This window comes from Pasteurella testudinis DSM 23072, assembly GCF_900176075.1.
Lineage (GTDB): Bacteria > Pseudomonadota > Gammaproteobacteria > Enterobacterales > Pasteurellaceae > Chelonobacter > Chelonobacter testudinis.
In genome coordinates, this window is record NZ_FWWV01000002.1 from 21,839 (window position 1) to 36,581 (window position 14,743).

9 protein-coding genes are annotated in these 14,743 nt (G+C 45.1%); 5 read left to right on the forward strand and 4 right to left on the reverse strand.

The features are described 5' to 3' along the window. Positions 1-58: 58 nt before the first annotated feature. From B8880_RS01695 to B8880_RS01705, 3 genes are read left to right on the forward strand one after another with little or no spacing between them, the layout of a single operon-like run. Complete coding sequence (locus B8880_RS01695; protein ID WP_159460705.1) at positions 59-1,297, forward strand: DNA cytosine methyltransferase; 1,239 nt, start codon at positions 59-61, stop codon at positions 1,295-1,297. After that, a complete protein-coding gene (locus B8880_RS01700; protein ID WP_084255693.1) occupies positions 1,290-2,717 on the forward strand; it encodes an ATP-binding protein in 1,428 nt (475 codons plus the stop codon). The genes B8880_RS01695 and B8880_RS01700 overlap by 8 nt, the downstream gene beginning before the upstream one ends. 5 nt (positions 2,718-2,722) lie before the next feature. Continuing rightward, entirely contained in the window at positions 2,723-3,754 is a 1,032-nt protein-coding gene (locus tag B8880_RS01705) for an O-methyltransferase (RefSeq protein WP_084255694.1), read from the forward strand. A 142-nt stretch (positions 3,755-3,896) separates the two neighbouring features. Here the strand turns inward: B8880_RS01705 and gdhA are convergent, their stop codons facing one another. The 4 genes from gdhA to fdhD all read right to left on the reverse strand — a co-directional run bounded on the left by gdhA (position 3,897) and on the right by fdhD (position 10,514). Beyond that, a complete protein-coding gene (gene gdhA / locus B8880_RS01710; protein ID WP_084255695.1) occupies positions 3,897-5,246 on the reverse strand; it encodes an NADP-specific glutamate dehydrogenase in 1,350 nt (449 codons plus the stop codon). A gap of 119 nt (positions 5,247-5,365) precedes the next feature. After that, positions 5,366-6,832 (reverse strand): 4-hydroxy-3-polyprenylbenzoate decarboxylase, encoded by a 1,467-nt coding sequence (ubiD, locus tag B8880_RS01715; protein WP_084255696.1) that lies wholly within the window; start codon positions 6,830-6,832, stop codon positions 5,366-5,368. 11 nt (positions 6,833-6,843) lie between these two features. Then, positions 6,844-9,645 carry a DNA polymerase I gene (polA, locus tag B8880_RS01720; RefSeq protein WP_084255697.1) on the reverse strand — a complete coding sequence of 934 codons (2,802 nt, stop codon included), beginning with the start codon at positions 9,643-9,645 and terminating at the stop codon, positions 6,844-6,846. A gap of 74 nt (positions 9,646-9,719) precedes the next feature. Then, positions 9,720-10,514 carry a formate dehydrogenase accessory sulfurtransferase FdhD gene (gene fdhD, locus B8880_RS01725; RefSeq protein ID WP_084255698.1) on the reverse strand — a complete coding sequence of 265 codons (795 nt, stop codon included), beginning with the start codon at positions 10,512-10,514 and terminating at the stop codon, positions 9,720-9,722. A gap of 265 nt (positions 10,515-10,779) precedes the next feature. Between fdhD and fdnG the strand changes: the two genes are divergently transcribed. Both fdnG and fdxH read left to right on the forward strand, forming a co-directional pair. Next, positions 10,780-13,836 carry a formate dehydrogenase-N subunit alpha gene (gene fdnG / locus B8880_RS01735; RefSeq protein WP_143933384.1) on the forward strand — a complete coding sequence of 1,019 codons (3,057 nt, stop codon included), beginning with the start codon at positions 10,780-10,782 and terminating at the stop codon, positions 13,834-13,836. Between the two features lies 1 nt (position 13,837). Continuing rightward, entirely contained in the window at positions 13,838-14,743 is a 906-nt protein-coding gene (fdxH, locus tag B8880_RS01740) for a formate dehydrogenase subunit beta (protein ID WP_084255701.1), read from the forward strand.

The following is a 14,743-nucleotide window of genomic DNA, read 5'->3' on the forward strand; positions in this document are numbered from 1 at the left end:
GTGTTTGACGTAATCTTCACCTTGAAGAGACATGAGTATAGCGAGGGAATGTTACAGAATGATGACAGCTACTTCTAATCATCTTTTTTATTTAAGTATAAACACTATGGTTTTTTATAGTATAATTCGACAATTTTATTTAAAAATATGTCGAGTAATTATTATGTATAAAGTTATTGATTTATTCGCTGGTGCTGGAGGATTGAGTCTAGGTGCGGCAAGAGCTGGATTTAAAATCCAAGCAGCAATAGAAATCGATAGTATCGCGCTAGAAACTCATTCAAATAATTTTTTAGAAACATTGCATTTTCAAAAAGATATAAGCGAACTATCAGGCGATGAGCTACTAAAAATGAGCAATCTAAAATCTGGAGATTTAAGTGGATTGATCGGTGGCCCACCTTGCCAAGGCTTTAGCACCATAGGAAAAGGAAACGTTGCTGACTCAAGGAATACTTTATTTCAACATTTTTTTAGATTAGTGGATGAAATAAAACCTGAGTTCTTTGTTGCTGAAAATGTTGTAGGTATTTTAAATCCGAAATACGATTCCATTCGTATAGCTGCATTAGAAAAAATAAAAAATGAATATACAATATTAAACCCAATTAAAATTAAAGCAAGTGAATTAGGGGCCCCCACAACTCGGACTCGAATTTTCTTTATTGGTTATAAAAAAAATACAAAAAACAATTTATCAGTCAAAGATTTTAGCTATAAAGAAACTGAAATAATCAATGTGGAAAATGCATTATTTGGACTGCCAATTAATATAAATCCAAACTGGCAAACCCCTGAGAAAAGTTGGCAAAAAATCAAATTATCTGAATTTCCAAACAATAAATTTTTTGATAATGTAATTGGCAATATCCCAAGTGGAATTGGAAATCCAATGTATATAAAACGTTATTTAGAACAAGAAGAGGTGTCAGGTTGCTCTGGAACAAGACATTCAAAAATAGTTGAGCACAGATATAAGCAGCTCAAATATGGGCAACAAGATAAAATATCTAAATCACAACGGTTAAATCCTAAAGGATTTTGCCCAACATTACGGGCTGGCACCGGCAGTGACAAAGGGAGTTTCCAAGCAGTTAGACCTATACACTATAGCCAACCTAGAGTTATAACACCTCGTGAAGCTGCTCGTTTACAAGGCTTTCCTGACTGGTTTGTATTTCATAATACAAAATGGCATAGTTTTCGCCAAATTGGCAATAGTGTTAGCCCTATTGTAGCTGAAAAAATATTATCAACTATTATGAACAAATTATTAATAGGAAACATTTATGACTAAAGTACAATTAATACCAACAAAAAGATTTTTTGTAGAAATGCTTACAAGAGATATTGAATTAGAAGATGCAATTCTAGATCTATTAGATAATTGTTTAGACGGAGTAATTCGACAGGGAGAAAAAAATGATATTAGCAAACCATATGATGGATATTGGGCTGAAATAACTTTTGATAAAAATCATTTTAAAATTAAAGATAATTGCGGAGGAATAGAAAAAAAACTTGCTACTGAATATGCATTTAGGATGGGAAGACCTGAAAAATATGATGATCAAGATAAAAACTTACCTACCGTTGGTGTCTATGGAATCGGAATGAAAAGATCTATTTTTAAAATGGGGAATAATGCAAAAGTAGAGAGTTATACCAAAACCGATGGCACTTTTAAGGTCGTAATTGATGAACCCTGGATGAAAAATGATACTGAGTGGCAATTAGATCTAATTGAACTAAATAGCTCTAACGACCTAAAAGGAAATCAATATGGAACTATGATCTATATTGATAATTTGCATGAAGGAATTTCAAAACAGTTTGATAAAACCAGTAACAGCACCTTTGAACAATTATTAAAAGACATAATTTCTACCCATTATTCTTATATTATAAGAAAAGGATTTAGCGTAAAATTGAATGGATTAGATATTCAACCTCAAATCACTCAAATAGTTTACCAAGAGGATTTTGCAACTTTATCTAACACAGATAAAGTTATTGCACCATATATATATAAATCAGTTAAAAATGATGTGGAAATATCAGTAATTGTGGGGTTTTATAGAGACTTATCGACAGAAAAAGAAGAAAATGACGCCTTATCCGGTAAACCAAATGCAAGTTCTAAAAATGCAGGCTGGTCTATTATTTGTAATGATAGAGTAGTTGTGTTTAATGACAAAAGTATATTAACAGGTTGGGGAGAAGCAGGTGTCCCTCAATATCACACTCAATTTATTTCAATAGCAGGAATTGTAAATTTCAAAAGTAATGACCCTTCTAAGTTACCACTAAAAACAACAAAACGTGGAGTTGATGCTAATTCACCTTTATATATGGAAATTAAAGCAAGAATGAGAGAAGGCCTGAAAATATTTACTGATTTTACAAATAAATGGAAGTCAAAAACTCAACGCAATATTATTTCATCATTAGATAATAAAAAAATTACTGATACAATTGATTTTCTTATTGAAAATCCCAATATTAAATTTAGCAAATCGAGAAATCATGATAACGGAGAAATTTACAAACCAACCTTACCAAAACCAAGCGGAATATCCTCTCTTAAACAAATTACATTTCACAAAGAGAGCTCTGATATTAGAATGATTTCTGAATACTTCTTTGAAGAAGAAAGATCACCTAAAGATATTGGAGAAAAATGTTTTGATGAAATATTAAAAAAAGTTAAGGAGTAAATTAAATGAGCTCAGGTGGGACATTACCTTATCACTTAAGGCAAAATAAGGCTATAGATAGAATTTTATTTATTGACATTTTAAATAAAATTAATAATTATAAGAACATTTCTGATTATGAATATATTGGATTTGGAGGACCTTTCCTTGAAGATTTTAAGATTATTCATAGAGAGCTAAAAATTAAGAATATGATTTCTATCGAAGAAGACATCAATGTCCATAGGCGACAACTTTTCAATAAACCTCTATCATGTATAAGATTTGAACACAAATCTTCAGCTGATTTTATCAGTAGCCATGATTTCGATCAAAAAAATAGTGCATTAATAATCTGGTTAGATTATACAAAACCAGATTATGGCAATCAGTTAATTGAAATTCAAAATCTTATTGAGAAACTCAGCCCAAATGATATTTTTAAAATAACCCTAAATGCTCATGTAAGTAATTTAGGAAAACCATCAAACCAAGAAGCTAATGATGATCTACAAGAGTACCGACTCAAAGAATTTAAAGAAAAAATAAATGAAGCTGAATTTCTACCATCCAACCTTTCACCACAAGATATGACTACCAAATACTTTCCTAGTTGTATTTTGAAAATTTGTGAAAATGCTATTAAGAAAGGTTGCCAAGCTCATGATCTCAATCCTCACATTATTTTATATTGTAGTTATAAAGATGGACAAGAAATGGTTTCTTTAACAGGAATATTATTAGAAAATAACAGCAATAAACTAAATAATTTTAAAGAAAGAAGTAGATTACCTCACTGGAAGTTCTATGCTGAAGGAAAATCTATCAATGATCCAAACTATACGAATGAAGTGCTGCACAATATTAACTTACCTGTTTTATCCATCAAAGAAAGGTTATTAATTGAAGAAAACTTACCCGAATGTGGTGATCCCAAAAAAATTATTGAAAAATTAAAATTTCAAATACTTTCGAATCAAACTGAAAATGAGCAACAAATTCAGAATTTTCTCGATTACTATAGAACTTTTCCATGGTTTGCTAAAATTTCATTATAACAGAGGTATTATAGTAGTTTTTCATATAAATCTTATAGGGCCGAATCTCAAAAATACCAATAATTTTGTCTACTACGCCTAAAAAACCGAAAGACAAATGCCTTTCGGTTTTGATTAGAAGATAAAAGTGCGGTCTTAATGCTTAGAACACACCTTGCGCGAGCATCGCGTCAGCCACTTTGACGAAACCGGCAACGTTGGCACCGACCACATAGTTGATATTGGCTTGACCTTCGCTTGTGCCGTATTTTTTACAGTTGGCGTGGATATCCAACATAATCCGTTTTAATTGCGCATCAACTTCTTCACGCGTCCAGTATAAACGCTGTGAGCTTTGCGCCATTTCCAAACCGGAAGTTGCCACGCCGCCGGCGTTGGCGGCTTTGCCCGGTCCGAACAACACATTTGCCTCTAAGAAACGGTCGGTCGCTTCAATCGTGGTCGGCATGTTTGCGCCTTCCGCCACTAATTGTACGCCGTTGGCAATTAAGGTTTCCGCGTCGGCTAACTCTAATTCGTTTTGCGTGGCGCACGGCAGGGCGATATCCGCTTTCACGCCCCAAGGACGCTGACCGGCGTGGTATTCCAAGCCAAATTGTTCGGCATAATCTTTCACGCGACCACGTTTCACTTCTTTGATCTCTTGCAATGCCGCTAATTTTTCCGTGGTAAAACCGTCTTTGTCATACACATAACCTGCGCTGTCGGAACAAGTCACCACTTTCGCACCCAATTCCAACGCTTTTTCAATTGCATATTGCGCTACGTTGCCCGAGCCGGAAACGGAAACGGTTTTACCGGCAAAGGATTGTCCTTTTTCTTCCAACATCGCTTGGGCGAAGTAAACCAAGCCGTAGCCTGTCGCTTCAGGGCGAATCAATGAACCGCCGAAAGACAAACCGCGGCCGGTGAATACGCAGGCGGCTTGGTTGGATAATTTTTTCATATAACCCGCCAAGTAACCGACTTCACGTCCGCCTACGCCGATGTCGCCTGCCGGTACGTCGGTGTCCGGTCCGATATGACGGTATAATTCGGTAATTAACGCTTGGCAGAAACGCATCACTTCTGCGTCGGATTTGCCTTTCGGATCGAAGTCGGAACCGCCTTTACCACCGCCCATCGGCAAGGTAGTTAACGCATTTTTGAAGATTTGTTCGAAGCCTAAGAATTTTAAGATTGACAGGTTGACTGAAGGGTGGAAACGCATGCCGCCTTTGTACGGTCCGATCGCGCTATTGAATTGTACACGGAAAGCACGGTTGACTTGCACTTGTCCGTTGTCGTCCGTCCACGCCACTCGGAACTGGAACGCACGCTCCGGCTCAACCAAGCGCTCCAATAAACCTTGCGAAGCATATTTCGGGTTCGCTTGGATAAATGGCCATACTGAAGTGAAAACTTCTTTTGCCGCCTGCAAAAATTCCGGTTGGTGTCCGTCGCGTTTCGCCAGTTGTGCCAAAAAATCGTCAAGGGAGATTAAATTGCTCATGGGTTTTCCTTCTTTGTTTCAATATGTGTTGTGTGTGTTTTATGAATATTATAGTTGTAATAAAAAATCCTCTATGGTCTTTTTGCCGTAGAGGATTTTTATTCTAAACTATATTTTTTCTAAAGAATAGCCAAATCTTCCCATATTTCGTCTATTTTTTTCACAATATCTTGATTTTTTGTGATTGGATTGCCCCATTCTCTGTTAGTTTCACCTTGCCACTTGTTGGTGGCGTCAATACCCATCTTCGATCCCAAGCCGGCGATCGGAGAAGCAAAATCCAGATAATCAATCGGCGTGTGCTCGATAATGGTGCAATCGCGCGCCGGATCGCTGCGGGTGGTGATCGCCCAGATCACGTCTTTCCAGTCACGCGCGTTAATATCGTCATCGCACACAATCACGAATTTGGTGTACATAAATTGGCGTAAAAACGACCAAATCCCCATCATCACCCGTTTGGCATGTCCCGGATATTGTTTTTTGATGGTCACCACTGCCAAGCGGTAAGAGCAGCCTTCCGGCGGCAGATAGAAATCGACGATTTCCGGAAACTGTTTTTGCAAAATCGGGATAAACACTTCATTCAACGCCTCGCCCAGCACCGCCGGTTCATCAGGCGGACGGCCGGTGTAGGTGGAGTGGTAAATCGGATTTTGCCGCATGGTGATATGGGTGACGGTGAACACCGGAAAATATTCCTGCTCGTTGTAATAACCGGTGTGATCGCCGTAAGGACCTTCAAGTGCGGTTTCGTCCGGATCAATATAGCCCTCCAGCACCATTTCCGCCCCCGCTGGTACTTCCAAGTCATTGGAAAGTGATTTCACCACTTCGCTTTTATTGCCGCGTAATAAACCGGCGAAGGCATATTCCGACAAGCTGTCGGGAATCGGTGTGACCGCACTTAAGATAGTCGCCGGATCGGCGCCCAATGCCACCGACACCGGAAACGGCTCGTTCGGGTGCGCCTCTTTCCACTCGTGGAAATCCAACGCGCCGCCGCGATGGGACAACCAACGCATAATTAATTTGTTTTTAGCGATTAATTGCTGACGATAAATGCCCAAATTCTGCCGTTTTTTATACGGACCCTTGGTCACGGTTAAGCCCCACGTCACAAGCGGCGCGATATCCTCCGGCCAGCAATGCATAATCGGCAGTTTATATAGATCGACATCTTCTCCCTGCCAAACCACCTGCTGACAATCAGCTTTGCTCAGCACTTTAGTCGGCATATTCAACACCTGTTTGAACTGCGGCAGTTTGTCGATCAGATCTTTAAAGCCTTTCGGCGGATCCGGCTCTTTTAAAAAAGCCAGCAGTTTACCGACATCACGCAAGGCGGTGACATCTTCCTGTCCCATGCCCAGCGCCACCCGCCGTGCCGTGCCGAACAGGTTGCACAACACCGGAATATCATAACCAACCGGATTTTCAAACAGCAGCGCCGGTCCGCCCAAGCGCAAAGTGCGGTCGGCAATTTCGGTCATTTCCAAATGCGGATCAATCGGATATGAAATGCGTTTCAACTCGCCCTGTTGTTCCAATAAATCAATAAAATCGCGTAGGTTTTTGTATTTCATAGTAAATCCTATTAATGCGCTTCGTCCCAATTATCACCGATACCGACTTCGGCAATCAGTGGCACGCTGAGTTCGGCGGCTTGTTCCATCAGGGTTTTAATCCGTTCGGCGTAGAAATCCACTTTATCCGACCGCACTTCGAACACCAGTTCATCGTGTACCTGCATGATCATTTTGATTTCGTCGCTGTGGCGGATTTCGTTGTCGATCAATAACATCGCCCGTTTGATAATGTCCGCCGCCGTACCTTGCATTGGGGCGTTGATCGCCACGCGCTCGGCTCCCTTGCGCCGCATAGCGTTGGACGATTTGATCTCCGGCAAGTATAAACGGCGTTTAAACAGGGTTTCGACAAAACCTTGCTCGCGCGCTTTTTGCTGAATCTCACTCATAAAGGTCTGCACGCCCGGATAACGCTGGAAATAGAGATCGATATATTGTTGTGCCTGTCCGCGCGCAATGCCCAGTTGGCGTGCCAAACCAAAGGCGCTCATGCCGTAAATCAAACCGAAATTTATCGCTTTGGCACTGCGGCGTTGTTCGCTTGTTACTTGCTCCAAAGGCACGCCGAAAATCTCGGCGGCAGTGGCACGGTGAATGTCTTTGCCTTCCGCAAACGCATTGTTTAAACCGGCATCGTCGGAAAGATGCGCCATAATGCGCAATTCGATTTGCGAATAGTCGGCGGCGATGATTTTATTGCCTTTGTCGGCGATAAACGCCTTGCGGATACGCCGTCCCTCTTCGGTGCGAATCGGGATATTTTGCAGATTCGGATCGCTCGACGACAAGCGTCCGGTGATCGTCACCGCTTGGTGATAAGAGGTGTGTACCCGTCCGCTGTCTTTGTCCACCATCAACGGCAATTTATCGGTGTAAGTCGATTTCAGCTTGCTCAAGCCGCGATGTTGCACCAAAATTTTCGGTAATTCATGTTCATACGCCAGCTCCTCCAACACCTCTTCGTTGGTTGACGGCGCGCCTTTCGGCGTTTTTTTCAGGATCGGCAGTCCCAATTTGCCAAACAGAATCTCTTGCAGCTGCTTGGTTGAAGCCAAATTGAAGCTCTGCCCCGCCAGTTCGTGCGCCTGTTGTTCCAGTTGGGTTAAGCGCGCGGCAATTTCATTCGATTGTTGGAACAATAAATCGCTGTCGAGCAACACGCCATTGCGCTCAATGCTGGACAACACCGACACCAGCGGCATTTCCAATTTTTCAAACAGCTCGACCAAGGTCGGCTCGGCTTGCACTTTTTGCCATAAGGTTTGGTGCAGTTTCATGGTGATGTCGGCATCTTCCGCCGCATATTCCGCCGCCTGTTCCAGCGGAATTTGATCGAACGTCAGCTGGTTTTTGCCTTTGCCCGCCAACATTTCAAAGGTAATGGTATCGTGTCCCAGATAACGTTTCGCCAAATCATCCATATTGTGCCGACCGGTGCTGTCGAGGGTGTAAGATTCGAGCATGGTGTCATAGGCGATCCCTTGCAGGCGGATACCATGACGATAGAAAATGGTTTCATCGTATTTGATATTCTGCCCGACTTTTTGAATCTTCGGATTTTCTAAAATCGGTTTTAAGGCGGCAAGTGCGGTCTGCAAATCCAGCTGTGGCGGTGCGTCTAAATAACGGTGCTGCAACGGTAAATACGCCGCCTCGCCGTTTGTCAGCGCAAAGGAAATGCCAACCAGATTGGCTTGCATATAATCCAAACTGTCGGTTTCGGTATCGATTGCAATCAAATCGGCTTGGTTTAATTTGTTTAGCCAAGTTTGCAATTCCGCTTCACTGAGCAGGGTTTGGTACAACGTGCGGTCGATTTCAATCGCTGGCGGCGCTTGCACCGCACTTTCGGCGGCTTTCGGCGTGGCTTGGTAGCCGTTGAATTTGCCTGTCGGCGCTTCCGCCGCAGTCACCGAGCTGCTGCCGTTTTGCAGAATATCATTCAGCCAACGCTTAAATTCATAACGCCCGAAGGCTTCGATCAGCTCGTCGGTTTGCGCCGCTTGCATGGTCAATTGGTCGTAAGACAGCGCCAATTCAACGTCGGTTTTAATCGTGGCAAGCAGATAGGATAACTCCGCCATCTCTTTGGCTTCGGCTAATTTATCGCCCAATTTTTTCGCACCGCGAATCGGCAGATCGGCGACTTTATCCAAGTTGGCATAAATCTGCTGCATACTGCCGATGCCTTGTAGCAGCCCAAGTGCGGTTTTTTCGCCCACGCCGGCAACACCCGGAATATTGTCCGAACTGTCGCCGCGCAACGCCAGATAATCAATGATCAATTCCGGCGGAATGCCATATTTTTCGATCACGCCGTCGCGATCCAACAACGTGTTGTTCATGGTGTTGATCAACATAATGTTGTCGTCCACCAACTGCGCCATATCTTTATCGCCAGTGCTGATCAACACTTTCTGACCGCACTTTGACGCGCGCAACGCCAGCGTGCCGATCACATCATCGGCTTCCACGCCGTCGATCACCAGCAACGGAATGCCCAACGCTTTGATAATGCCGTGCAGCGGTTGAATCTGTTTACGCAAATCGTCCGGCATCGGCGGACGGTGCGATTTATACTGTTCGAACAGATCATCGCGGAAGGTTTTGCCTTTGGCATCAAACACCACCGCCAGATAACGCGGATTGGCTTGTGAAATCAGGCTTTTCAGCATATTCAACACGCCGTACATCGCCCCCGTCGGCTCGCCGAGCGAGTTGGTCAACGGCGGAAAGGCGTGAAAGGCACGGTAGAGATAAGAAGAACCGTCGACTAAAATAAACGGATTTTCGGCAATTTTGGCTGTCATAAATGATCACTTTTCTATTTGATGAATTTGAACGGTATTGTAGCAAAAGTGCGGTTGAAGTGCGGATTAAATTATCACTCGCTGCAATCAAACCGCTCTTCGCCGCAATACACCGTGGCGCGATTTTCACGGGCGAAGCCGATCAGGGAAAGGTTGTGTTGTTCGGCGAGGTTGACAGCGAAGTCGGTGGCGGCAGAGACGGCGACTAAGATTTCGATGCCGCAGGCGACGCTTTTTTGTACCATTTCGTAACTGGCACGGCTAGTCACCAGAACAATACCTTGCAGCTGACCGCACTTTTGTTTTTGTTGCGCGTGCCAACCGAGCAGTTTATCCAACGCCACATGTCTGCCGACATCTTCACGGATTGCCAGTAATTCGCCGTTTAAGTTAAAGAAGGCGGCGGCATGAGTAGCGCCGCTTTGTTGTGCCAGTCGTTGCGCTTGTTGCAGCTGTTGCAGACAGTCGTTGAGTTTAGTCGGATCAAACTGCAAAGTGCGGTCAAGCGCCGGCAATGGACGGGTGACGTGCTGCAACTGCTCCACACCACACAAGCCGCAGCCGGTGCGTCCGGCAAGGGTGCGGCGTTTTTCTTTCAGTTGTACGAAACAGCGGCTTGCCATCTCGATTTGCACTTCAATGCCGTTGCTGACAGTCTTGACTTCTATTGAATAAATCTCACTCGGTTTTTCGACAATGCCTTCCGCCAGCGAAAAGCCTAAGGCAAAATCCGCCAAATCCGCTGGGCTGCACAGCATTACGGTATGGGCAATACCGTTATACACCAAGGCAACCGGCACTTCCGTTGCCAAGCAATCTGTCTTGTCCTCAAAGTGCGGTTTTCGTTCGTCGGACTCCCCGTTCGGCATGAAAACACTTACGTTTCTTGTTTTTAATGTTAACAACGTCTTTCCCTTAATCAAAAATAGGTAAATTTTTATCATTCTGACGCAGTTCACAAAAATAGCGGAATATCTTCTTGATCTAGATTACATAAAATACGTTTGCCTGTTGCGTCAGATTTTGAACAGGAGTAAGCTAGCAGATGAATGTAACGTATTTTACATTTTTATTACAACCTTAAAACGAACTTTTTTTATTTTACTCTAAATCTCACAATCTTGAGAGGTTCTTATGCAACTCAGCAGAAGAAAATTCTTTAAAGTTTGTGCAAGTGGGATGGCGGGAACCACCGCTGCCGCATTGGGTTTTGCTCCGGCTAGCGCCTTGGCTGCGCCCCGTTCATATAAACTCTTGCGCGCGCGTGAAACACGCAACACCTGTACTTACTGTGCCGTTGGCTGCGGCATGTTGCTCTACAGCGTAGGCGACGGGGCGATGAATGCCCGCGAAAAATTGATCCATATCGAAGGCGACGCCGACCATCCGGTCAGCCGTGGTGCTCTTTGTCCGAAAGGTGCGGGCGCACTGGATTATGTGAATAGTGAACGTCGCGTTCAATATCCGGAATACCGTGCACCCGGTTCCAAAGAGTGGAAACGTATCAGTTGGCACGAAGCCTATGAGCGTATTGCCCGCTTGATGAAAGATGACCGCGACGCCAATTTTATTCCGACCAACGCCGACGGCTTGCCGGTCAATCGCTGGCTGACCACCGGAATGCTGATGGCTTCCGCCTCCAGTAATGAGACCGGATTGTTAAGCCAAAAATGGGCGCGTGCGCTCGGCATGATTTCAATCAATAACCAGGCGAGTATCTGACACGGACCAACGGTAGCAAGTCTTGCTCCATCATTTGGTCGCGGTGCGATGACAAACCATTGGGCGGATATCGCCAATGCGGATTTAGTGATTGTAATGGGCGGTAACGCCGCCGAAGCACACCCTGTCGGTTTCCGCTGGGTTATCGAAGCGAAAAAACGCCGCGGCGCGAAGCTGATGGTGATCGATCCCCGTTTTAACCGGACTGCTGCGGTTGCGGATTTCTATTCGCCGATCCGTTCTGGTACCGATATCGCCTTCCTGTCAGGTGTGATTAAGTATTTGTTGGACAACGATAAAATCCAGCATGAATATGTACAGCACTACACCAACGCCAGTTATTTGGTCGATGAGGGATTTGCCTTTGAAGACGGGCTGTTTAGCGGCTATGACGAAGACAAACATCAATACAATAAATCCACTTGGAACTATCAGTTTGACGAAAACGGCTTCGCCAAACAGGATCCGACATTACAAGATCCGCGTTGTGTGATTAATCTGTTGAAAGAACACGTTTCCCGCTATACACCGGAAATGGTAGAACGGATTTGCGGCACGAAGCAGAAGGATTTCCTACATTTCTGTGAAGAGATTGCCAAAACCTCTGCTCGGAATAAAAACGCCACCTTCTTATATGCGTTAGGTTGGACCCAACATACCGTCGGTTCACAAAATATCCGTACCATGGCGATGATCCAACTGTTGTTGGGTAATATCGGCGTTGCCGGCGGCGGCGTGAATGCGTTGCGCGGTCACTCCAACGTGCAGGGTATCACCGATTTGGGTTTATTTCCGCATATGCTAACCGGTTATATGCCGTTGCCGACCGATAAAGATACCTCCTTAGACGTGTTCTTAAATCGGATCACGCCAAAAATGACCCAGAAAGACCAAGTCAACTATTGGAAAAACACGCCGAAATTCTTTATCAGCCTGCTAAAAACGTTCTTTGGTGACAAAGCGACCAAAGATAATGAATTCGGCTATCACTACCTGCCGAAAATCGACGGCGCTTACGACCACTTCCGCTACATCGATATGATGTTTGAGGGCAAAGTCAACGGCTATCTGTGCCAAGGTTTCAACCCGATTGCCTCTTATCCGAATCGGGCGAAAATGATGACCGCACTTAGCAAATTGAAATATTTGGTGATTTTCGATCCGTTGAAAACCGATACCTCGGATTTCTGGCAGAACTACGGCGAATATAACGATGTCGACACCGAATCGATTCAAACCGAAGTGTTCCGTTTGCCGACCACCTGTTTCACCGAAGAAGACGGTTCGATTGCCAACTCCGGCCGCTGGCTGCAATGGCACTGGAAAGGCAGTGATCAACCGCAAGAAGCCAAGCCGGACGTTGAAATTCTCTCCGAATTGCGCGAATACCTGCTGCACTTATATCAAAAAGAGGGCGGTCAGGGCATCGAACAGCTTAATGCCATGCAGTGGAGCTATCTCAATCCGCTAGAGCCGCGTGCAGAAGAGCTGGCAAAAGAGAACAACGGTTATGCGCTGGAAGATCTGAAAGACGAAAACGGCAACGTGCTGGTCAAAAAAGGCGAACTGCTTTCCAGTTTTGCCCAACTGCGTGACGACGGCACAACCTCGTCCGGCTGTTGGATCTATACCGGACAATGGACGGAACAAGGCAATATGATGGCGCGGCGTGACAACTCCGATCCGTCGGGCTTGGGCAATACCTTAGGTTGGGCGTTCGCATGGCCGCTGAACCGTCGGGTGATCTATAACCGCGCTTCTGCCGACCGTCAGGGTAATCCGTGGGATCCGACCCGCCAATTGGTGAAATGGAACGGCAAAAACTGGAACTATACCGATATTGCCGACTATACCACCGCTCCGCCGGGCAGCAATGTCACGCCGTTTATCATGCAACCGGAAGGTGTCAGCCGTCTGTTTGCGATTGACAAAATGGCGGAAGGCCCGTTCCCTGAGCATTACGAACCGATTGAGAGCCCGATCGGCACCAATCCGTTGCACCCGAATGTGATTCACAATCCGGCGGCGCGAATTCTGCCGAACGATCAGAAAACGATGGGTGATGCCGGTGAATTCCCTTATGTGGCAACGACTTACCGTTTAACCGAACACTTCCACTATTGGACCAAAAATGCGCTGTTAAACGTAATCGCCCAACCGGAGCAGTTTATCGAAATGGGTGAAGTCTTGGCGGCTGAAAAAGGCATCAAGCACGGCGATGAGGTGAAAGTGTTCTCCAAACGCGGCTATATCAAGGCGGTGGCTGTTGTCACCAAGCGGATCAAAGAGCTGCAAGTGGACGGCAAAACCATTCACACCATCGGTATACCGATTCACTGGGGCTTTGCCGGCGTGGGTAAAAAAGGCTTCTTTGCCAATAACCTGACCCCAAGTGTCGGTGATGCCAATACGCAAACACCGGAATTTAAAACGTTCCTGGTCAACATTGAAAAAGTAACGGGGGCTTAATATGGCAGTTCAAACCCAAGATATTATTAACGCCTCTGCGACTTCAACCTTAACCCCGCCGCCACACACGCGGAATCATAAGGTCGAAGTCGCCAAGCTGATTGATGTCAGTGCCTGTATCGGCTGTAAAGCCTGTCAGGTCGCCTGTTCCGAATGGAACGACTTGCGCGACACACCGGGAATTTGTACCGGCGTGTACGACAATCCGATTGACTTGACCGCCAAATCGTGGACGGTAATGAAGTTTAACGAGGTGGAAGAAGACGATCGTCTGGAATGGCTGATCCGCAAAGACGGTTGTATGCACTGTGCCGAGCCGGGCTGTTTAAAAGCCTGCCCTGCACCGGGGGCGATTATCCAATATGCCAACGGTATCGTCGATTTCCAATCGGATAAATGTATCGGCTGCGGTTACTGTATCGCCGGTTGCCCGTTCAACATTCCGCGTATTAATCCGGAAGACAACCGCGCTTACAAATGCACCTTATGCTCTGATCGCGTCAATGTCGGTCAAGAGCCGGCGTGCGTGAAAACCTGTCCGACCGGTGCGATTCATTTCGGTAGCAAGGAAGCCATGAAACAGTACGCCGAAACCCGCATCGAGGATCTGAAAGCACGCGGCTATGAAAATGCCGGCTTGTACGATCCACAAGGCGTGGGCGGAACCCATGTGATGTATGTACTGCACCATGCGGACAAACCGACATTGTATTCAGGCTTACCGCAGGATCCGTCGATCAGTCCGGTCGTCAGCTTATGGAAAGGCATTTTGAAACCACTCGCCGGTATGGCAATGGGAGCATTGGCAATCGCCTCCGCCGCCCACTATATCGGCATCGGTCCAAACACCGAAGAAGACGATGATGAGATTCAAAAACCGCTTGATCCACATGGAAAAGGAGAATAA

What these genes read in the sequence shown, in the direction of transcription:
- ubiD (WP_084255696.1), bottom strand. Translation starts at nt 6,832, where the DNA reads ATGAAATACAAAAACCTACGCGATTTTATTGATTTATTGGAACAACAG.
- gdhA (WP_084255695.1), bottom strand. Translation starts at nt 5,246, where the DNA reads ATGAGCAATTTAATCTCCCTTGACGATTTTTTGGCACAACTGGCGAAA.
- fdhD (WP_084255698.1), bottom strand. Translation starts at nt 10,514, where the DNA reads ATGCCGAACGGGGAGTCCGACGAACGAAAACCGCACTTTGAGGACAAG.
- polA (WP_084255697.1), bottom strand. Translation starts at nt 9,645, where the DNA reads ATGACAGCCAAAATTGCCGAAAATCCGTTTATTTTAGTCGACGGTTCT.
- B8880_RS01700 (WP_084255693.1), top strand. Translation starts at nt 1,290, where the DNA reads ATGACTAAAGTACAATTAATACCAACAAAAAGATTTTTTGTAGAAATG.
- B8880_RS01705 (WP_084255694.1), top strand. Translation starts at nt 2,723, where the DNA reads ATGAGCTCAGGTGGGACATTACCTTATCACTTAAGGCAAAATAAGGCT.
- fdxH (WP_084255701.1), top strand. Translation starts at nt 13,838, where the DNA reads ATGGCAGTTCAAACCCAAGATATTATTAACGCCTCTGCGACTTCAACC.
- B8880_RS01695 (WP_159460705.1), top strand. Translation starts at nt 59, where the DNA reads ATGATGACAGCTACTTCTAATCATCTTTTTTATTTAAGTATAAACACT.